Consider the following 18598-nt stretch of genomic DNA (forward strand, 5'->3'; position numbering starts at 1 on the left):
TCACAGGTCTGAGTGTCAGAGTCCGCGTATCAGCGGCATTCAGGACCGGGGAGCGGAACAGGCGTGAGTGAAGCGCACGTAGGTGGTCGTTGCTGTGTGCCCTCGGGTGGTGGGGTGGGTGGGGATGCGAGGGCTGTGCCGCTCCGGCGGGAGGGGGGTGGTGGCGATGGCATGGTTTTGGTTGGTGGGGGTGAGTTTCTTATGGGGGCTGACGATGTTGAGGGGGTTCCGGGGGACGGGGAAGGGCCTGTGCGGAGGGTGCAGGTCGACGCGTTCTGGGTTGATGTGCATGCCGTCAGTAATGCGCGGTTCGCTGAGTTCGTGGACGACACCGGGTATCTGACCGATGCCGAGCGGCTCGGGTGGTCGTACGTCTTTGCCGGGTTTCTGCCCGGCGTCTTGCGGCGTGGGGCTCCGCGGCCCGAGGCGGCGCCCTGGTGGTGTGCCGTGGGTGGGGCCAGTTGGCGGGAGCCGGAAGGGGTCGGGAGTGGGGTGGAGGGGCGGGAGGATCATCCCGTCGTCCATGTGTCCTGGTACGACGCCGCCGCCTACGCCGCCTGGGCGGGGAAGCGGCTGCCCACCGAGGCCGAGTGGGAGTACGCCGCCCGGGGTGGGCTCGAGCAGCGGCGTTATCCGTGGGGGGACGAGCTCGATCCCGGCGGTGAGTATCGGTGCAATGTCTGGCGCGGGGTCTTCCCCGGCAAGAACACCGGCGCCGACGGGTATCGGGGGACCGCGCCCGTCGACGCCTTCCAGCCCAACGGGTTCGGGCTCTACAACATGTCCGGCAATGTCTGGGAGTGGTGCAGTGACTGGTGGGGAGTTGAGCACCGGGGCGATCGTTCTGGGCAAGGGGCTGCGCCGCGCGGGCCTCTCGGGCCGGCCGACGGGACCCGTCGTGTCATCCGCGGCGGTTCCTACATGTGTCACGTCTCCTACTGCAACCGCTACCGCGTCGCCGCCCGCACCTCCAACACCCCGGACAGTTCCAGCGGGCACACCGGGTTCCGGTGCGTCGCATCCGCCCATTGACCGGCAGAGTGTCGGTCGGTCGCATGCCCGGTGCCGCCGTCACTCCCCTGCCGGTGCCTACGCAGCCGTAGCCTTGGGCCGCAGGAATCGAACCGACCGATGAATCCGCTAAGGACGTTCGCCCAATGATCATCTTCGGCACCAAGGGATACCTCTACCAGCTCGCGATACTCACGCTGGTCTGCGGCGGCTGTGGCAACCCCGCCGCGCACACCCTCCGGAAGCGCGTCACGAAGTTCACGCTGTTCTTCGTGCCGCTGTTCCCGATCTCCACCAAGTACGCGACGCAGTGCACCTTCTGCGGTACGGAGGTGAAGATCGGCAAGGAGCAGGCCGAGCAGCTCCAGGCGCAGGCCGCCGGCGCTCCCGCCCCGTACGGGCAGGGGCAGGGGTACGGGCAGCAGCCTCAGCAGCCCTATCAGTCCTGAGCCCACGCCCTGATCGAATTCGGTGGTGCTGCGCCCCTCCTTGGATTAAGTTCCCTTAAGGAACTTACCCGCGCCGAGAGGGAGACGCCCCGTGTCGCAGCAACACACCTGGACCGCCGTCGACGACTACTTCAACGGGCTGCTCGTGGAAGAGGACCCCGCGCTGCTCGACGCCGTGAAGGACAGTGCGGCGGCCGGGCTACCCGGGCATCAAGTCGCCGCCAATCAGGGGAAGTTGCTCAACCTGATCGCCCGGGTCCGCGGTGCCCGTTCCATTCTGGAGATCGGTACCCTCGGCGGTTACAGCACCATCTGGCTGGCCCGTGCCCTGCCCGAGGGCGGGCGGCTGGTGACGCTGGAGGCCGATGAGCGGTGTGCCGAGGTCGCCCGGGCCAATGTGGCGCGGGCCGGGCTCGGGGACATCGTCGAGCTGCGGCTCGGCAAGGCGCTGGACACGCTGCCCGTGCTGGTGGAGGAGAGCGCCGGGCCCTTCGACCTCGTCTTCATCGACGCCGACAAGCCCTCCAACCCCGACTATCTGCGGTGGGCGCTGAAGCTCACCCGGCCCGGCAGTGTCATCGTCGGCGACAACGTCGTCCGGGACGGTGCCGTCACCGACCCCGACAGCGACGACCCGCGCGTCCAGGGCGTCCGCCGCTTCACCGAACTCATCGCCGCGGAGCCCCGGTTGACGGCCACGACCGTGCAGACCGTCGGGTCCAAGGGGTACGACGGTTTCACGCTGGCGCTGGTCACCGGCTGACACCCAACCGCGTGTGCAGGTCCAGGCCCGTCGTGCCCGCGCGCTCCCGGCCCGGCAGCAGCCGCATGTCATGGTCGTAGTCGCCGCCCGTGAGGGAGCGGAACGGGACCGGGGGGTCCGTGAACAGGGCGTCCAGGCGGCGGGCGTACGCCTCGAGGGCGGGGGCCCAGCGGTCGGCGGGCATACGGTCCGTGTCGTACACCGCGAAGGGTTCGAGCGGGGTCATGCCGGTGAACCAGAACAGGCCGTGCTGGAGCGGGTGGAGCACGTCGGTGAGGCGGCCGTGGATGCCGCGGTCGGAGAAGGCCGTCTCCCGCGCGCCGAGCGTCACCGAGAGCAGGGCCCGGCGGCCGGCCAGCGCGCTGGCGGTGTCGTCGTACGGCGGCGGGACCTTGGGGCCGTACGCGAAACCGCTCGTGAAGACGCGGTCGATCCAGCCCTTCAGGATCGCCGGGGCCGAGAACCACCACATCGGGAACTGCAGGACGACCGCGTCCGACCAGCGGATCTTCTCCTGTTCCGCGGCGATGTCCGGGGCGAGGCGGCCGGTCAGTGTGGCCTCCTCCGAGTCGCGCATCACATGCAGGCGGCGGGCCGGGCCGCCCTCCGAGCCGTGGTCCGGGTAGTCGTCGGTGCTGACCGTCGGGTTCCACTTCATCGCGTACAGGTCGGAGAGCCGTACCTCGTGGCCCGCCGCGCGCAGGTGGTCGACGGCGAACGTGGTCAACGCCGTGTTCGGGGAACGCGGTTCGGGGTGGGCGCTGACGACCAGGATCTTCTTCTGCTTCATGCCGGTACGGTCTCCCCGCCGGCGGCACCGTAGCCAGAACCCTCCTCCACCGGTGGAACGCGAGTCCTGGTACTGCGAGGACCAGTCACGGAGCAGGGCGGTGTTCGGCCGCCGCCGCGGATACTGGGAGACATGGACGGGATCTACGACAGCCGCCGCGCCCTCGGCGGATTCCTGCGCGCCCGGCGCGGGCGGGTCGCCCCGGAGCGGGCCGGGATCGGCGGGGGTGCCGTCGGGAGCAAGCGGCGGCGGGTGCGGGGGCTGCGGCGTGAGGAGCTGGCCCAGCTCGCCGGGATCAGCGTGGACTACTACGTCCGCCTGGAACAGGGGCGGGCCACCGCGCCGTCCGCCGAGGTGCTCGATGCCCTGTCCCGTGCGCTCGGGCTCGACGCGGCGGAGCGGCGGCATCTGGACACCCTGGCCGCCGGGCGGCCCGACCCCGTGCCGCGGCAGCGGATCGGGCCGGGGCTGCGGCGGGCGCTGGACGCGATGGACGGGCTGCCCGTCTTCGTCACCAACCACCGGCTCGACGTCGTCGCCTGGAACCCGCTGGGCGCCGCGCTGATGGGCGGCTTGGACGTGCCAGGCCGCCGCGACGCCAACAACGCCCGTTTCGTCTTTCTCGATCCCGCCGCGCGGGACCTCCATCCCGACTGGGAAGCGCGGGCCGCCGAGGCGGTCGGACAGCTGCGGGTCGCGGCGGGGCGGCATCCCGACGACCCGGAGCTGACCGGCCTCATCGCCGAACTGGCCGACGCGAGCCCGGAGTTCCGGCGGATCTGGGACTCCGGCGAGGTCACCATGTGCGCGGCGGGGCGCAAGCGGCTGCGGCATCCCGTCGCAGGGCTGCTGGAGCTGGACTTCGAGACGCTGCACGTGCCGGCCGGGCCCGGGGAGTCCGGGCTGGTCCTGCATGTGTTCAGCGCGGCGGAGGACAGTCCCGAGGCCGCCGCGCTCCGAAAGCTACTGGCCTAGTCAGTTGTTCCAGGTCTCGTCGTACGGGTCCGACGGCTTCGCCACCGGGCGGGCCGACGTCACCTTCAGGTACGGGATCGGGCCGTTGTTGACCGGGTCCTTGGTGCGCTCGGGCGTGTAGGTGCCGGTGGCCTCCAGCCAGGCGTCCGGTCTCAGCACCGGCGGGATCTTGCCCGTCAGGGCGATCTTCACCGGCTGGGCGTCCGCGGCACAGCAGTTGAGGGCCATGCGGACGAGATAGGGACGGCCGGACGCGTCCAGGGCGACGAAACCGGTGACCTTGATCTCGCGGCCGCGCAGCTCACGGCCGTGGTCGTAGACCGCGCGGCCCGCATAGTCGGCCACCCCGAGGCGCAGCGGGCCGGTGGCGGGCAGGTCGTCGTAGCCGTACGCCTGCTGGAGTGCCGTACCGGAGCGCATCGCGCTGTAGGAGCCGAGGGCGGGCGGGGCGACGAGGACGAGGGCGAGGAGGGGGAGGACCAGGAGCCAGGAGACGCGGGGTTCACGGTGGTGGTGGTCGGCGTGGCCTTCGTGGTCGGCGTGGTCGGCGTGGCCTTCGTGGTCGGCGTGGTCTCCGTGGTCGGCGTGGTCTCCGTGGTCGGCGTGGTCTCCGTGGTCGGTGCCTCGGCGTTCGTACCACAGCGTCGCCACCGCCGCCGCGATCAGGACCGCGCCGGACAGCAGGAGCAGCGGGCGCAGGCCTGCCTTGACGTAGCGCAGGTAGAGGTCGGTGGAGCCCGCGTGCAGCAAGGTCGCGCCGAGCAGGAACATGACCGCCGACTGGGCGTGCCGGTTCACAGCAGCACCGCCCCCGTCAGTACCGCCACCAGGACGGCGAGGGCGAAGGTGGCGGGCGCGAAGCGGAGCGCGAAGCCGCGGCCGAAGGTGCCCGCCTGCATCGCGAACAGCTTCAGGTCGATCATCGGACCCACCGTCAGGAACGCCAGCCGCGCCGTCAGCGAGAACTGCGACAGCGACGCCGCCACGAACGCGTCCGCCTCCGAGCAGATCGACAGCAGTACGGCGAGGACGGCGAGGGCGAGGACGGACACCACCGGGTTGCCGGCCGCCGCCCGCAGCCACTCCTGCGGTACGACCGCCTTCAGCGTCGCCGCCGCCATCGCGCCGACGACCAGGAAACCGCCGGCGTGCATCACGTCGTGCCGCACCGAACCCCAGAACGCCGCTCCCCTGCCCTGGCCCTCGTACGAGGCACGGGCCGGGGGCCGCAGCCAGTCCGCGCGGCCGAGGCGCAGCCACAGCCAGCCCATCGCGCACGCCACCAGCAGGCCCGCGACGAGGCGGGCGAGCACCATCTCCGGGTTGCGCGGGAAGGCGACGGCCGTGGCCGTCAGCACGATCGGGTTGATCGCCGGGGCGGAGAGAAGGAAGGCGAGGGCCGCGGCCGGGGTGACGCCCCGGCGTACCAGCGCGCCGGCCACCGGCACCGACGCGCACTCGCAGCCCGGCAGCACCGCCCCCGCCACGCCCGCGACCGGCACCGCGAGCGCCGGGTTCTTCGGCAGGGCGCGGGCGAAGAAGGAGGGCGGCACGAACACCGCGATCGCCGCCGACAGCAGGACGCCGAGCACGAGGAACGGCAGCGCCTGCACGGTCACCGCCACGAAGACCGTCATCCAGCTCTGCATCACAGGGCTGGCCAGCGCGCCGCGGATGGGGCCCTGGAGGAGGAGGGTCAGGAGCAGGAGCATCGTGAGCAGGAGCGGGGAGTTCAGGTGGCGGGCCTGGGCCTGCTCGTCGCCCTTGGGCGCCGTGGGCGTCGGCTGCTCGGGCTTCGGAGGCGGCGCCTGCTCGGTCTTCTGGGGTGGCGTCGGTTCCGCCGCCGCGGGCGGGGCTTCTTCGGTGATCGCCACGGGTGCGGTACCTCCGGTGGTGCGCGAGGGCGTGGGTTCCACGTGGATTTCCCTCCCCTTGAGTACGCCGGGCGGGAGACGGGCGTTCAGCTCGTGGCAGTCTTTTCCCTCGTGGCGAGCCTTCCGAATCAGAGTCAGCAGGGTCAGCAGGGGCGGCAGGACCAACAGGGGGCCACGGCCGCGCACATGGTGGTGTGCGGGGACGACGGGCTCGCCCATCGGCTGGCCGCCGAGTTGCGGGGAGTGTACGGGGAGCAGGTCACGCTCGTCGTACCGGCGTCCGAACGGACGGTACGGCCGCCCGTGGTCGGGCGGGCCCGGGCCGCGTCGGCAGCGCTGCTCGACCGGGTGGTGAACGCCGCCGCCGGGCGGACCGGCGCGAGTGAACCCGTCGGCGGGGAACGGCTGGTGGAGGCCGCGGAGGCGACCGAGGCCGTGCTCGCCGACGCGGGGGTGGAACGGGCCGCGGCACTGGCGCTCGTGTATGACGACGACGAGACCAACATCCGCGCCGCGCTGACGGCCCGTCGTCTCAATCCGCGGCTGCGGCTCGTACTGCGGCTCTACAACCGGCGGTTGGGGCAGCACATCGAGGAACTGCTGGATCAGGCTGCCGCGTTGGCCTCCGGTGACAGTGGTGGTGACGGTGGTTTCGATGCTTCTACGACCGTGCTGTCCGATGCCGATACCGCTGCGCCGGCGCTTGTCGCCTCCGCAGTGGCCGGGACCAGCAAGGTCGTGCAGACGGACGGGTTGTTGCTGCGGGCGGTGGAGCGGCCGGCGGGGCAGGGGGGTGGGGCGGGGCTGGCCACGTTGGCGTTGCTGTCGGGTACGGGTAACGGTACGGCGGGAAGTGACGGTGCCGGTGGCGGGGGCGGTGGTGTCGCCGGGGAGCAGGGGCCTGAGTTGCTGCCGGATGCGGGGGCCGTGCGGGATGCGGTGGGGCGCGGGACCGTGGTGCTGGAGCAGGTGTCGTACGCGGGGCCCTCGTTGCCCTCGGGGCGGGGTGGGGTCGTGCCGCCGTTCGCCTCGTTGTTCTCGCGGCGGTTGCGGTGGTCGCTGGCCGGGCTCGTGGGGTGTGTGGCCGCGCTCGCCGTCGCGTTGTCCGTCGTGACGGGTGAGCATCCGCTGTTCGCCACGTACGAGACGCTTCTCGATCTCTTCGCCATCAACGATCCCGCGCTCGGGGCGCCGATCGGGCGGCAGATCCTGCAACTCCTCGCCGGGCTCGTGGGGTTGTTGCTGCTGCCGGTGCTGCTGGCCGCGGTGCTGGAGGCGCTCGGGACCTTCCGGTCGGCGTCGGCGTTGCGGAAACCTCCTCGGGGGCTGGGTGGGCATGTGGTGCTCCTCGGGCTCGGGAAGATCGGTACGCGGGTGCTCACGCGGTTGCGGGAGCTGGACATTCCTGTGGTGTGTGTCGAGTCGGGGCCCGAGGCGCGGGGGCTTGCCACGGCTCGGCGGTTGCGGGTGCCGGTGGTGCTCGGGGATGTGACGCAGGAAGGGGTGCTGGAGGCGGCGAAGATCCATCGGGCGCATGCGTTGCTGGCGGTGACCAGTTCGGACACGACGAATCTCGAGGCCGCGTTGTATGCGCGGTCGGTGCGGCCGGATCTGCGGGTGGTGTTGCGGTTGTACGACGACGACTTCGCGACGGCGGTGTACCGGACGCTTCGGGCCGCGCATCCTCGGGCGTCGACTCGGAGTCGGAGCGTTTCTCATCTGGCCGCGCCCGCGTTCGCCGGGGCGATGATGGGGCGGCAGATTCTCGGGGCGATTCCTGTGGAGCGGCGGGTGTTGTTGTTCGCGGCTGTGGAGGTGGGTGGGCATCCGCAGTTGGAGGGGCGGACTGTGGGGGAGGCGTTTCGGGCGGGGGCGTGGCGGGTGTTGGCGTTGGACACGGCTGCGGGTCGGGATGCGGCGGAGCCGGCGGTGGAGGGGGCGTATGAGGAGGGGGCTGTGCCTTCGGGGCTGGTGTGGGATCTGCCGGACAACTATGTGCTGAAGGGGGCGGATCGGGTGGTGTTGGCGGCTACGCGGCGGGGGTTGGCGGAGTTGCTGGGGCGGCGTGCGCGGGACGCTGCGCTGAGCTGAGGCGGCTGGCCGGGCACTTGGCGTGGGGTGCTGGGCGGGGGCGTGGGTGTCGTTTGCCCGGCGGTGGGGCTGGGCGGGGGTGGGGTGGGGTTGGGCGGAGGTGGGTGTCACTCGCCCGGCGTGGGGCTGGGCGCCGGGGGGGTGCGCGTGGGGGTGGGTTTCGCTCGCCCGCGCTGGCGGGGTGCCGCTGCGCCCACCCGTGCCGCCCCAGCGGGACGGCTGCCCGCAGCCACGTAGGAATACGGGTGCCGCTGCTCGGGTGGGCACCGCCCCAGCGGGACGGCTGCCCGCAGCCACGTAGGAAACGGGTGCCGCTGCTTAGGTGGGCGCCGCCCCAGCGGGACGACTGCCCGCAGCCACGTAGGGACACGGGTGCCGCTGCTCGGGTGGGCACCGCCCGAGCGGCACGCCTGCCCGCAGCCACGTAGGGACACGGGTGCCGCTGCTCGGGTGGGCGCCGCCCCAGCGCACGGCTGCCTGCGGCTGCGGCAGGTGAACGGCGGACGCCGTCCCAACGGGACAGCCGTCCGCTGTGGTGGGGCGGCGGCTCGGTGTTTGGTTATGCGCGTGTGGGCGGGGTTCCCAAGTGCCTTTCTGCGAAGTCCAGTTCCAGGCGCACCTGCTTGATTCGTTCGTCCACCACCAGCGAACCGTGGCCCGCGTCGTAGCGGTACACCTCGTGTACCGCGCCCCTTGTCTCCAGGCGCTTCACGTAGTTGTCGATCTGGCGGATCGGGCAGCGGGGGTCGTTGACGCCGGCGGAGATGTAGACCGGGGCCTTGACCTGGTCGACGTAGGTGAGGGGGGACGAAGCCTCGAAGCGTTCCGGGACTTCTTCCGGGGTGCCGCCCAGGAGCGTGCGGTCCATGGCCTTCAGGGCTTCCATCTCGTCGTGGTACGCCGTGACGTAGTCGGCGACCGGGACCGCCGCGATGCCGAGGGTCCACGCGTCGGGCTGGGTGCCGAGGCCGAGGAGGGTGAGGTAGCCGCCCCAGGAACCGCCGGTGAGGATCAGGCGGGTGGGGTCGGCGAGGCCGGACGTCACCGCCCATTCCCGGACCGCCGCGATGTCCTCCAGCTCGATCAGGCCGACTCGGTGCTTGAGGGCGTCCGTCCAGGCTCGGCCGTAGCCCGTCGAGCCGCGGTAGTTGACACGGACCACCGCGTACCCGTGGTCCACCCAGGCCGCCGGGCCCGCCGCGAACGCGTCGCTGTCGTGCCAGGTCGGGCCGCCGTGGATGTCGAAGACCGTGGGGAGCGGGCCGCTCGCGCCCGCCGGCTTCTGGACCAGGGCGTGGATGCGGCCGCCGGGGCCCTCCACCCACACGTCCTCCACCGGCACTGAGCCAGGGGACTTCATGCCCGGTGGGTCCAGGACGACCACGCCGGTCGTGGAGCGGACCGTCGAGGGCTCTGCCGCCGACGACCAGAGGTACTCCACGCTGCCGTCGGGGCGGGCCGTCGCGCCGGAGACCGAGCCCGCCGGGGTGGGGACCTTCACCAGGTCGCGGGTCGTCAGGTCGTAGCGGAACAGCTCGCTGCGGGCCTCGAAGCTGTGGGCGATGAGCAGGCCCGTGCCGTCCGGGTACCACTCCGCGCTGACGTCGCCCGGCAGCTCCAGTGCCAGGTCCGTCTCCTCCCCCGACGCCACGTCCCACACCAGCGGCTCCCAACGCCCCCGGCGCTGATGCCCGATGAGCAGGCGGCTGTCCCCGTCGACCGGCGCGAAGCCCAGGACCTCCAGACCCAGCTCCTCGGTGCCGCCCTTGGTGTCGTCCAGCTCGGCGACCGGCGTGCCGTCGAGGCGGACCACACGCAGCGCCGAGTGCATCGCGTCGCCGTGCTCGGTGTGCTCCAGGGCGATCAGCGAGCCGTCGTGGGAGAGGTCGCCGACGCCCGCGGACTCGCGGTGCCGGTAGATCTCCACCGGGGTCTCGCCGGTGCGGGCGACATAGATCGTCGTACCGTCCTCGTCGGTCGAGCGGCCGACCACCGCCGTGCGGCCGTCGCGGCCGAGAGCCAGGCCCGCCGGGTAGGAGGCGTCGAGGCCGGGGGCGGCCGGTTCGTCCGGGCCGCCCTCGAAGGGCTGGCGGCGCCAGACGCCGAACTCGTCGCCGTCCTTGTCGTCGAACCACCAGATCCACGCGCCGTCCGGGGTGAGCACGCCGTCCGTCGTGCCGTTCGGCCGGTCGGTGACCTGGCGCTGGGCGCCGGTGGCCCGGTCCCAGGCGTACAGCTCGTACGTCCCTGTCGCGTTCGACACGAACAGGGAGCGGTCCGGGGCGTCCTCCGCCCAGTCCGGCAGGGAGACCCGGGGCGCCCGGAAGCGCTTCTCCCACTCCGGCATCGCTTCCTGCCGTGCGCTCGCAACACCCTGAAGGTCGCTCTGTTCGTTCTGCTCGGGCGCGGCGGACCCGTTGCTCTCAGTCATGGGCCCATACTGCCCGCCCGCACAGACACATCACGGGCGGGGTGCACAGCCTGTGGACAACTCATTGCCTGTGGACAACCCGGCCGGACGGGACCGATTGTCAGTGGGCGGGTGCAGACTCGTCCGCATGACCGAGCTGCGCAAGACAGTCGAGACCTTCTGGGCCTCCGCGGAGGCGCGGGACTGGGAGACGTTCGCGGGGACGCTCGCCGCGGACGTGGTGTACACGGCGCCGCAGTCGCGGGAGCGGGTCCGCGGGCGGGAGCGGTACGTGCGGTTCAACCGGGAGTATCCGGGCGACTGGCACCTCAGGATCGAGCGCATCGTCGCCGAGCCGGGGCAGGTCGTCACCTGGATCCACTTCGCGGTGGGACTGGAGGAGATGTACGGCATCTCGTTCTTCACGGGGGACGAGTCCGGACGTATATCGGCTATTGCCGACTTCTGGCCGGAGCCGTACGAGCCGCCCCAGTGGCGCGACCACCTCGCCGAGCGGTACTGAGCGCACCGACCCCGCGGGCCGGCGCTGCCGGGCTGCCCCGTACCGTTGAGGTGTGTACCGGTTTCTGCTGACGCCCCGTTGGTGGGGGATCAACGTCTTCGTGCTGCTCGCCATCCCGTTCTGCGTGTTCATGGGGTCCTGGCAGCTGAGCCGCTTCGAGGAGCGGATGCAGAGCCACGACCAGGCGACCGCGCAGGCCGCGTCCAACAAGCGGGAGGCCGCGGCCCCGCTGGCCGAGCTGCTGCCGGTGGACCAGGAGACGTCCGGGCGGCAGGCCACGGTGAGCGGGCGGTACGGCAAGCAGTTGCTGGTGCCGGGGCGGGAGCTGGACGGAAAGCGCGGGTTCTACGTGCTGACGCTGCTGCGCACCGACGGCGGCAAGGCGCTGCCGGTGGTGCGGGGCTGGCTGCCGGGGGACGCCGACCCGGCGAAGGCGCCGGCCGCACCCAAGGGTGAGGTCACCGTCACGGGCGCCTTGCAGGCGTCCGAGCAGCCCGGGGAGAACGGCGTCAGTGCGCAGGGCGGGCTGCCCGCGGGGCAGACCTCGGCGATCAGCGCGGCCTCGCTGGTGAACCTGGTGTCGTACGACCTGTACGACGCCTGGATCACCCTGTACAAGGCCGATGCCGGGATGAAGGCGGTGCCCGCGAGCGCGCCGGCCGACAGCGGGCTGAACCTGAAGGCGTTCCAGAACCTCGGCTACACCGGCGAGTGGTTCGTGTTCGCCGGGTTCGTGGTCTTCATGTGGTTCCGGTTGCTGCGCCGCGAGGTGGAGTTCGCCCGGGACGCGGAGCTGGGCCTGGTGCCCGAGGAGAGCGAGCAGCGAGCGGCTGTCTGACGCCGGCCGGCATCAAACAGCGTCAACGGCTTCGGCATCGAGCAGCACCGACGAACGCCCCCGTCGGCGTCCTACGACGCCGCCAGCACGCCCGTCCAGTAGACCGTCCCCGCGCACGCGTTGCTCACCGTCGTCGTGGCCGAGGCCACGCCGCCCTCGGCGGAGTTGGTGATGGTGACGCTGCCGTCGGCCGTGCCGCCGTCCTCCGTGACGAGCTGGGTGGTGGTGCCGGTGTCGCCGCCGGTGGAGGTGCCCTCCGTGGTGGTGCCGGTCTCGCTCGGAGACGGGTCCGGTGACGGGTCCGGGTCGCCGCCCTGGACGGGGCAGGTCTCCGAGGGGACCCAGGCGAACTTCACGTCGTAGGAGGCGCCGGGCTGGAGGACCAGGGAGGCGAGTTCCGTGGACGGGTCGGGCAGGGAGGCCGCGGCGTCACCGGCGGTGTGCCGGGCCTGGCCGACCTTGGAGTAGTCCGCCGCTCCCGCGACCGCGAGGCTGATCGAGCCGGGGCCCGCGATGGAGCAGGCGGCCGTGGAGGTGTTGGTGTAGCGGAAGGTGCCGTAGACCGCGCCGGAGGCGTCCGCGGCACCGGCGTTGGCCGTGGCCGAGCCGAGTTCCGTGGCCGTACAGACGGGGACGCCGACGGTGCTGGTCGCGGACGGGTCGGTGGCGCCGGCGGTGCCGCCGCCGGTGGAGGAGCCCTTGCCCTCCTTGTCGCCCTTGTGGTCGCCCTTGTCCTTGTCCTCGACCTTGCCGGAGCTGCCCCCGGAGGTGGACTCGCCGCCGTCGGGGCCCTTGCCCTCGCTGGCGCCGCCCTGGGCCTGCGAGTAGTGGCCCGCGTTCAGCGGGTCGGCGTCGGAGCCGGTGGCGCCGGAGACGTGCAGCAGGGCGGGGACGGCGGTGCCGATGAAGAGCGCCGCGGCGGCCATGCCGACGAGGGCCTGCCGCTTGCGGGCCCGGCGGGCGGGCACCGCCTGCCGCAGGTGGTCCAGCGTGCCGTCGCGCGGTTCGATCTCCTGGACCGCCTGGTGCAGCATGCGGCGCAGAGCCAGCTCGTCCGAGTCGAACCCGTCGTCGGGGCTCTGGTCGTCGAGGCCGTGGTTCACAGTTCCGTTCCCAGCGTGTGATTGCTTCGGGGTGTCCTGCCCGTCCCCGCCCGGCTCGTGCCAGTCGAAGGGGCGGTGCAGGTGGCGCCGCCCGTCCCGGCCTTCGTGGTCCCCGCTCATGCCGGTGCCTCCATGGCGACGCGCAGCGCGGCGATGCCGCGGGAGCCGTACGCCTTCACCGAGCCGAGGGAGATCCCGAGGGTCTCGGCGACCTGCGCCTCGGTCATGTCCGCGAAGTAGCGCAGGACGAGGACCTCGCGCTGGCGGCGCTGGAGTCCCTTCATCGCCTTGATGAGGGAGTCGCGCTCCAGCTGGTCGTACGCACCTTCCTCGGCGCTCGCCATGTCCGGCATCGGCTTGGACAGCAGCTTCAGTCCGAGGATGCGGCGGCGCAGGGCCGAGCGGGAGAGGTTGACGACGGTCTGGCGCAGGTACGCGAGCGTCTTGTCGCGGTCGCGGACGCGTTTGCGGGCGGAGTGGACGCGGATGAAGGCCTCCTGGACGACGTCCTCGCAGGAGGCGGTGTCGTCGAGGAGGAGGGCGGCGAGACGCAGCAGGGAGCTGTAGTGCGCCCGGTAGGTCTCGGTGAGGTGGTCGACGGTCGTGCCGGCCGCCGTGACGTCCTCGGCGCCGTCGCGCTGGTTCGGGATGCGGGCGGGCCGCGCTGCGGGCATGGGCGCGATCACCGGCATGCCGCCGGGCGTGCCGGGCATGCGGGGTCGTAGGGCCGCGGGGCGGGGCCGAAGGGCCGTACCGCCACGTGCCGCGCTGAAGTCGAGTACCTCTGCCACGCCAGTTGGACACGGCTACCCCCGTGAGGGTTGTACGTGCCGGGCGTCACTTTTGCGTCGGACCGCGCTATGTCACGCGACACAGCCCCCCGTCTTGTGTCAGGCAGCACTACTGACCGTGCGTCAAGCGCCCTCATGCCTACCCGCTCTTCCCCTATGTCCTGAATGGTTCGGGGCGTCCCCACGCCCCTTGCAGCATCCCCGCGCCCCCGGGAGGGCGTACGCCCTCATGAAGGGCGTTCGCAAAGACGCTCCCCGCCCTTCACGCGGTTGCGGAGAGCGGGGAGGAAAATCTTCGGACGACAACGACGTCCGCAGCAAGTGGTCCGGACCATCGACCGGCTCACACTTGGTTCACAGATCTTACAAACCTGTCGAGGTCAGCCGCCCTTGAATTCGGCCGCGACCAGCTCGGCGATCTGTGCGGTGTTCAGCGCCGCGCCCTTGCGCAGGTTGTCGCCGCACACGAAGAGTTCGAGGGCGGTGGGGTCGTCGAGCGCCCGGCGCACCCTCCCCACCCAGGTGGGGTCGGTGCCGACGACGTCGGCGGGCGTCGGGAACTCCCCGGCCGCCGGGTTGTCGAACAGCACCACACCCGGCGCGGTGGCGAGGATCTCGCGCGCCTTGGCGACGGTGACCTCGCCCTCGAAGCGGGCGTGGACGGTCAGCGAATGCGTGGTGACCACCGGGACCCGCACACAGGTGACGGCGACGGGCAGTTCGGGCAGGCCGAGGATCTTGCGGGACTCGTCCCGCACCTTCATCTCCTCCGACGACCAGCCGTCCTCGCGCAGCGACCCGGCCCACGGTACGACGTTCAGCGCGACCGGCTCCGGGAACGGCCCGGTGTTGTCGCCCACGGCCCGGCGTACGTCCCCGGGGTGCGTCCCCAGTTCCGTGCCGGCGACCAGGGCGAGCTGCTGCCGCAGCGTCTCCACGCCGGCGCGGCCGGCCCCGCTCACCGCCTGGTACGACGACACCACCAGCTCGCGCAGCCCGAACTCGGCGTGCAGCGCGCCCAGGGCGACGATCATCGACAGGGTCGTGCAGTTCGGGTTGGCGATGATGCCGCGCGGCCGCACCCGGGCGGCGTGCGGGTTGACCTCGGGGACGACGAGGGGCACCTCCGGGTCCATCCGGAAGGCGCCCGAGTTGTCCACGACGATCGCACCGCGCGCCGCGGCGATCGGCGCCCACTGCGCGGAGACCTCGTCGGGTACGTCGAACATGGCGACGTCGACGCCGTCGAAGGCCTCCTCGGTCAGGGCCACGACCTCGACCTCCGCACCGCGCACGGCCAACTTGCGGCCGGCCGAGCGCGGCGAGGCGATCAGACGGATCTCGCCCCAGATGTCCGCGTGCTGGGACAGGATCTGGAGCATGACCGTGCCGACGGCCCCGGTCGCGCCCACGACCGCGAGCGTCGGCCGGTCCGGTCGCCCGGATCCTGTCCCGGCCATCAGCGTCCCGTGCCTCCGTAGACGACGGCCTCGTCGCTGTCGGAGTCGAGCCCGAAGGCGGTGTGGACGGCGCGGACGGCCTCGTTCACGTCGTCGGCGCGGGTGACGACCGAGATGCGGATCTCGGAGGTCGAGATCAGCTCGATGTTCACGCCCGCCTCGGACAGCGCCTCGAAGAAGGAGGCGGTGACACCGGGGTTGGTCTTCATGCCCGCGCCGACCAGGGAGATCTTGCCGATCTGGTCGTCGTAGCGCAGCGAGTCGAAGCCGATGCCCGACTTGTGCTTCTCGAGGGCGTCGATGGCCTTGCGGCCCTCGGACTTGGGGAGCGTGAAGGAGATGTCCGTCAGGCCGGTGGAGGCGGCGGACACGTTCTGCACGATCATGTCGATGTTGATCTCGGCGTCGGAGATCGCCCGGAAGATCGTCGCGGCCTCGCCCGGCTTGTCCGGCACGCCGACGACCGTGATCTTGGCCTCGGAGGTGTCGTGCGCGACACCGGAGATGATGGCCTGCTCCACCTTCTTGTCCCCTTGCTCGATGGGCTCGCTGCTGACCCAGGTGCCCTGCAGCCCGCTGAAGCTGGACCGGACGTGGATCGGGATGTTGTACCGGCGGGCGTACTCCACACACCGGTGGAGCAGCACCTTGGAGCCGGACGACGCCAGCTCCAGCATGTCCTCGAAGGAGATCCAGTCGATCTTCTTCGCCTTCTTCACCACGCGCGGGTCGGCGGTGAACACGCCGTCCACGTCGGTGTAGATCTCGCACACCTCGGCGTCGAGGGCGGCGGCCAGCGCCACGGCCGTGGTGTCGGAACCGCCGCGGCCGAGCGTGGTGATGTCCTTCTTGTCCTGGCTGACGCCCTGGAAGCCCGCGACGATGGCGATGTTGCCCTTGTCGAGGGACTCCCGGATGCGGCCCGGCGTGACGTCGATGATCCGCGCTTTGTTGTGGACCGAGTCGGTGATGACACCCGCCTGGCTACCGGTGAACGACTGGGCCTCGTGGCCCAGGTTTTTGATCGCCATGGCCAGCAGGGCCATGGAGATACGCTCTCCGGCGGTCAGCAGCATGTCGAACTCACGCCCGGCAGGCATCGGGGATACCTGCTCGGCGAGATCGATCAGCTCGTCCGTCGTGTCGCCCATCGCGGAAACGACGACGACCACCTGGTGGCCGTTCTTCTTCGCTTCCACGATCCGCTTGGCGACGCGCTTGATGCCCTCGGCATCGGCTACGGAGGAGCCTCCGTACTTCTGCACGACAAGGCCCACGTGCGCTCCTCGCTCAGTCAGTCACTATCCGCACATACGCATATGTACTGCGGTCGGCTCAGTCTAACGAGCGTCCGAAATCGACCTTCGGGAAACCACATGGTGAGACCCGGACGCCCAGCACGACCCTGCCCATCCGCACGATGAACACTCGGCAAAGTGGGCCAGGTCACCCGTTGACGCTCTGAGTAGTCGAACGCTAACTTCGCGTCGTCGTCGCCACACCAGGAGCACGAGGCTCCATCGGGACTAGCGACGCGCGAAGGATTCCCTTCCCTTGACGACTGCGACCGTCTCAGAGATCCAGCACGTCACTCCCGCCGACCTCTTCGAGGTCCGCCCCTTCACCCCGCACTGCGAGGTCATCCGGGCGGCCGGCGACCACGCGGTGATCGGGGTCTCCCCCGGCAACAGCTACTTCTCCGCCCGCCGGGTCCTGGACCTGGCCCGCTGGGCGCTGGCCCACTTCGACCAAGCCGACTTCGTCTACACGGACCTGCATGTGGCCGAGATGTACGAGGCCTCCGGCTATCCGCCCGACGACGCGCGCCGCAAGGCGGTGAAGAACCTGCGCGGCGTACGCGCGAAGGTGCAGGCCGCCGTCCAGGCAGCCGACCCCGGCGGAACCCGCCTCCGCGCCCACGCCATGTCGGACCTGCGATCCGTCCCCGCCTACCGCGACCTGCACGCCCACCTCACCGCCCGCCTCTCCACCGACGACGAGTTCCGCACGACCTGCGAACAGCTCGTCGACACCTTCCTCGCCGGCAAGGTGACGGACGTGACCGAGGCCCAGCGCCAGGTCTGCATGGCGTACGTCTGCGCCGAGGCGCCCCTCTTCCTGGACACCCCGGCGATCCTGGGCGTCCCGTCCTCCCTGAACTGCTACCACCAGCTGCTGCCGATGGCCGAGCTGCTGTACGCCCCCGGCGCCGGCCTGCGCGCCTCGCGCAACCAGGGCCACGCGATCGTGACGCCCGCCGAGGAGGTGCGCGTTGTCCGCTGACACCCTCATCGACTTCCCGTTCTCCTGGCGCGGCGACCAACTCCCGACGGAGGTCGAGGAGTTGAGGTCCAGTGCCCCCGTGCGCCGGGTCCGCACCATCGCCGGTGACGAGGCCTGGCTGGTCTCGTCGTACGACCTCTGCAAGCAGGTCCTCGAAGACCCGCGCTTCAGCCTCAAGGACACCTCGGCGCCGGGCGTGCCCCGGCAGTACGCGCTGACGATCCCGCCCGAGGTCGTCAACAACATGGGGAACATCACCGGCGCCGGACTGCGGAAGGCCGTACTGAAGGCCCTGAATCCGAAGTCACCGGGACTGGTGGACTGGATGCGGGCGTACGCCGGTCAGCTCGTCGACGGACTGGTCCGCGAGGGCGCCCCGGTCGACCTGCGGGGCGGTTTCGCCGACCCGTACTCGGCCGGCATGCACTGCCGCATCGTCGGCATCCCGCAGGCGGACGCGCCGCGGCTGATGCGGAGCCTGGACATCGCGTTCATGAACTCGGCGTGCCCGGTGGCCGGGGCCCGGCTCAACTGGGACCGGGACATCGCGTACATGACCGAACGGCTGGACGACCCGGCGACCACCGGGCTGATGGCCGAGCTGGCGGCGCTGCGCGCCGATCCCGAGTACGCGCACCTCACCGACGAGATGCTCGCGACCGTCGGCGTCACGATGTTCGGCGCGGGGGTCATCTCCACGGCCGGGTTCCTGACCATGGCCCTGGTCTCGCTGCTCCAGCACCCGGAGCTGCGGGCCGAGCTGGTCGCCGACCCCGGGAAGATCCCGGCGGCGGTGGAGGAGCTGCTGCGGATCAACCTGTCGATCGGGGACGGGCTGCCGAGGCTGGCGCTGGAGGACGTGCGGCTGGGGGACGTCCGGGTGGCTGCGGGCGAGCTGGTCCTCGTGCTCGTCGAGGGCGCGAACTTCGACCCGGCCGCGTTCCCCGACCCGCACACCGTCGATCTCACCCGCCCCAACAGCGCCGCGCATCTGTCCTTCGGCCGCGGCCGGCACTACTGCCCGGCGACCGCGCTCGGCCGCCGGCATGCCGAGATCGCCCTGGAGGCGCTGCTGGAGCGGATGCCGCAGTTCCGCCTGGCGGTGCCGATCGAGCAGTTGGTGTGGCGGACCGGCTTCATGAAGCGCCTGCCGGAACGGCTCCCGGTCATGTGGTGACCGTGTGCCGGACAGGCCCCTAGGGGCTCGGCGACCGGCCGTCTTTAAACTTCAAGCACT

At 71.4% G+C, this 18598-nt stretch carries 17 protein-coding genes; 9 read left to right on the forward strand and 8 right to left on the reverse strand.

All coding sequences use genetic code 11. The features are described 5' to 3' along the window. Positions 1-171: 171 nt before the first annotated feature. The 3 genes from IQ210_RS09090 (at position 172) to IQ210_RS09100 (ending at position 2223) form a co-directional block, all read left to right on the forward strand. Positions 172-1032: a formylglycine-generating enzyme family protein gene (locus IQ210_RS09090; protein ID WP_194078373.1), complete on the forward strand. Its 861-nt coding sequence runs from the start codon at positions 172-174 to the stop codon at positions 1030-1032. Between the two features lie 125 nt (positions 1033-1157). Then, on the forward strand, positions 1158-1460 hold the full coding sequence (locus IQ210_RS09095; protein WP_194078374.1) for a zinc-ribbon domain-containing protein: 303 nt from the start codon (positions 1158-1160) through the stop codon (positions 1458-1460). A 91-nt stretch (positions 1461-1551) separates the two neighbouring features. Beyond that, positions 1552-2223, forward strand: coding sequence for an O-methyltransferase (locus IQ210_RS09100; RefSeq protein WP_194078375.1), 672 nt, complete (start codon positions 1552-1554; stop codon positions 2221-2223). Here the strand turns inward: IQ210_RS09100 and IQ210_RS09105 are convergent. After that, a complete protein-coding gene (locus IQ210_RS09105) occupies positions 2213-3013 on the reverse strand; it encodes an NAD(P)H-dependent oxidoreductase (RefSeq protein ID WP_194078376.1) in 801 nt (266 codons plus the stop codon). The genes IQ210_RS09100 and IQ210_RS09105 overlap by 11 nt on opposite strands. Before the next feature lie 132 nt (positions 3014-3145). On the opposite strand from IQ210_RS09105, the gene IQ210_RS09110 reads away from it, so the two are divergent. After that, complete coding sequence (locus IQ210_RS09110) at positions 3146-3988, forward strand: helix-turn-helix domain-containing protein (protein WP_194078377.1); 843 nt, start codon at positions 3146-3148, stop codon at positions 3986-3988. Here the strand turns inward: IQ210_RS09110 and IQ210_RS09115 are convergent, their stop codons facing one another. After that, on the reverse strand, positions 3989-4786 hold the full coding sequence (locus IQ210_RS09115) for a TIGR03943 family putative permease subunit (RefSeq protein ID WP_194078378.1): 798 nt from the start codon (positions 4784-4786) through the stop codon (positions 3989-3991). It abuts the gene before it with no gap. Further along, positions 4783-5862 (reverse strand): permease, encoded by a 1080-nt coding sequence (locus IQ210_RS09120; protein WP_322656329.1) that lies wholly within the window; start codon positions 5860-5862, stop codon positions 4783-4785. The genes IQ210_RS09115 and IQ210_RS09120 overlap by 4 nt, the downstream gene beginning before the upstream one ends. 186 nt (positions 5863-6048) lie before the next feature. Between IQ210_RS09120 and IQ210_RS09125 the strand changes: the two genes are divergently transcribed. Beyond that, a complete protein-coding gene (locus IQ210_RS09125) occupies positions 6049-7953 on the forward strand; it encodes an NAD-binding protein (RefSeq protein ID WP_194078945.1) in 1905 nt (634 codons plus the stop codon). A 559-nt stretch (positions 7954-8512) separates the two neighbouring features. Here the strand turns inward: IQ210_RS09125 and IQ210_RS09130 are convergent. Then, on the reverse strand, positions 8513-10384 hold the full coding sequence (locus IQ210_RS09130) for a S9 family peptidase (RefSeq protein ID WP_194078379.1): 1872 nt from the start codon (positions 10382-10384) through the stop codon (positions 8513-8515). Between the two features lie 127 nt (positions 10385-10511). Here IQ210_RS09130 and IQ210_RS09135 point away from each other — a divergent pair, with 127 nt between their 5' ends. Both IQ210_RS09135 and IQ210_RS09140 read left to right on the forward strand, forming a co-directional pair. Continuing rightward, positions 10512-10886, forward strand: coding sequence for a nuclear transport factor 2 family protein (locus IQ210_RS09135; protein WP_194078380.1), 375 nt, complete (start codon positions 10512-10514; stop codon positions 10884-10886). A 52-nt stretch (positions 10887-10938) separates the two neighbouring features. Continuing rightward, positions 10939-11724, forward strand: coding sequence for an SURF1 family protein (locus IQ210_RS09140; RefSeq protein ID WP_194078381.1), 786 nt, complete (start codon positions 10939-10941; stop codon positions 11722-11724). 71 nt (positions 11725-11795) lie between these two features. Here IQ210_RS09140 and IQ210_RS09145 read toward each other — a convergent pair whose 3' ends face one another. From IQ210_RS09145 to IQ210_RS09160, 4 genes are all read right to left on the reverse strand, one after another. Then, entirely contained in the window at positions 11796-12947 is a 1152-nt protein-coding gene (locus IQ210_RS09145) for a hypothetical protein (RefSeq protein ID WP_228047416.1), read from the reverse strand. Next, positions 12944-13519: a SigE family RNA polymerase sigma factor gene (locus IQ210_RS09150; RefSeq protein ID WP_079309383.1), complete on the reverse strand. Its 576-nt coding sequence runs from the start codon at positions 13517-13519 to the stop codon at positions 12944-12946. The genes IQ210_RS09145 and IQ210_RS09150 overlap by 4 nt, the downstream gene beginning before the upstream one ends. Before the next feature lie 479 nt (positions 13520-13998). Then, a complete protein-coding gene (locus tag IQ210_RS09155; RefSeq protein WP_194078382.1) occupies positions 13999-15078 on the reverse strand; it encodes an aspartate-semialdehyde dehydrogenase in 1080 nt (359 codons plus the stop codon). Next, on the reverse strand, positions 15078-16355 hold the full coding sequence (locus IQ210_RS09160) for an aspartate kinase (protein ID WP_194078383.1): 1278 nt from the start codon (positions 16353-16355) through the stop codon (positions 15078-15080). Before IQ210_RS09160 ends, IQ210_RS09155 begins: the two co-directional genes overlap by 1 nt. Positions 16356-16632: 277 nt before the next feature. Between IQ210_RS09160 and IQ210_RS09165 the strand changes: the two genes are divergently transcribed. Then, positions 16633-17361 (forward strand): cyclodityrosine synthase, encoded by a 729-nt coding sequence (locus IQ210_RS09165; RefSeq protein ID WP_194078384.1) that lies wholly within the window; start codon positions 16633-16635, stop codon positions 17359-17361. Then, positions 17351-18538: a cytochrome P450 gene (locus tag IQ210_RS09170; protein ID WP_194078385.1), complete on the forward strand. Its 1188-nt coding sequence runs from the start codon at positions 17351-17353 to the stop codon at positions 18536-18538. Before IQ210_RS09165 ends, IQ210_RS09170 begins: the two co-directional genes overlap by 11 nt. Positions 18539-18598 lie beyond the last annotated feature (60 nt).

Source organism: Streptomyces justiciae (assembly GCF_015163075.1).
GTDB classification, from domain to species: Bacteria; Actinomycetota; Actinomycetes; order Streptomycetales; family Streptomycetaceae; genus Streptomyces; species Streptomyces justiciae.

Bases quoted from the DNA above. Each gene is read 5' to 3' on its own strand.
- IQ210_RS09125 (WP_194078945.1), top strand. From the start codon at position 6,049: ATGGTGGTGTGCGGGGACGACGGGCTCGCCCATCGGCTGGCCGCCGAG.
- IQ210_RS09095 (WP_194078374.1), top strand. From the start codon at position 1,158: ATGATCATCTTCGGCACCAAGGGATACCTCTACCAGCTCGCGATACTC.
- IQ210_RS09150 (WP_079309383.1), bottom strand. From the start codon at position 13,519: ATGCCGGTGATCGCGCCCATGCCCGCAGCGCGGCCCGCCCGCATCCCG.
- IQ210_RS09155 (WP_194078382.1), bottom strand. From the start codon at position 15,078: ATGGCCGGGACAGGATCCGGGCGACCGGACCGGCCGACGCTCGCGGTC.
- IQ210_RS09105 (WP_194078376.1), bottom strand. From the start codon at position 3,013: ATGAAGCAGAAGAAGATCCTGGTCGTCAGCGCCCACCCCGAACCGCGT.
- IQ210_RS09090 (WP_194078373.1), top strand. From the start codon at position 172: ATGGTTTTGGTTGGTGGGGGTGAGTTTCTTATGGGGGCTGACGATGTT.
- IQ210_RS09110 (WP_194078377.1), top strand. From the start codon at position 3,146: ATGGACGGGATCTACGACAGCCGCCGCGCCCTCGGCGGATTCCTGCGC.
- IQ210_RS09135 (WP_194078380.1), top strand. From the start codon at position 10,512: ATGACCGAGCTGCGCAAGACAGTCGAGACCTTCTGGGCCTCCGCGGAG.
- IQ210_RS09130 (WP_194078379.1), bottom strand. From the start codon at position 10,384: ATGACTGAGAGCAACGGGTCCGCCGCGCCCGAGCAGAACGAACAGAGC.
- IQ210_RS09145 (WP_228047416.1), bottom strand. From the start codon at position 12,947: ATGAGCGGGGACCACGAAGGCCGGGACGGGCGGCGCCACCTGCACCGC.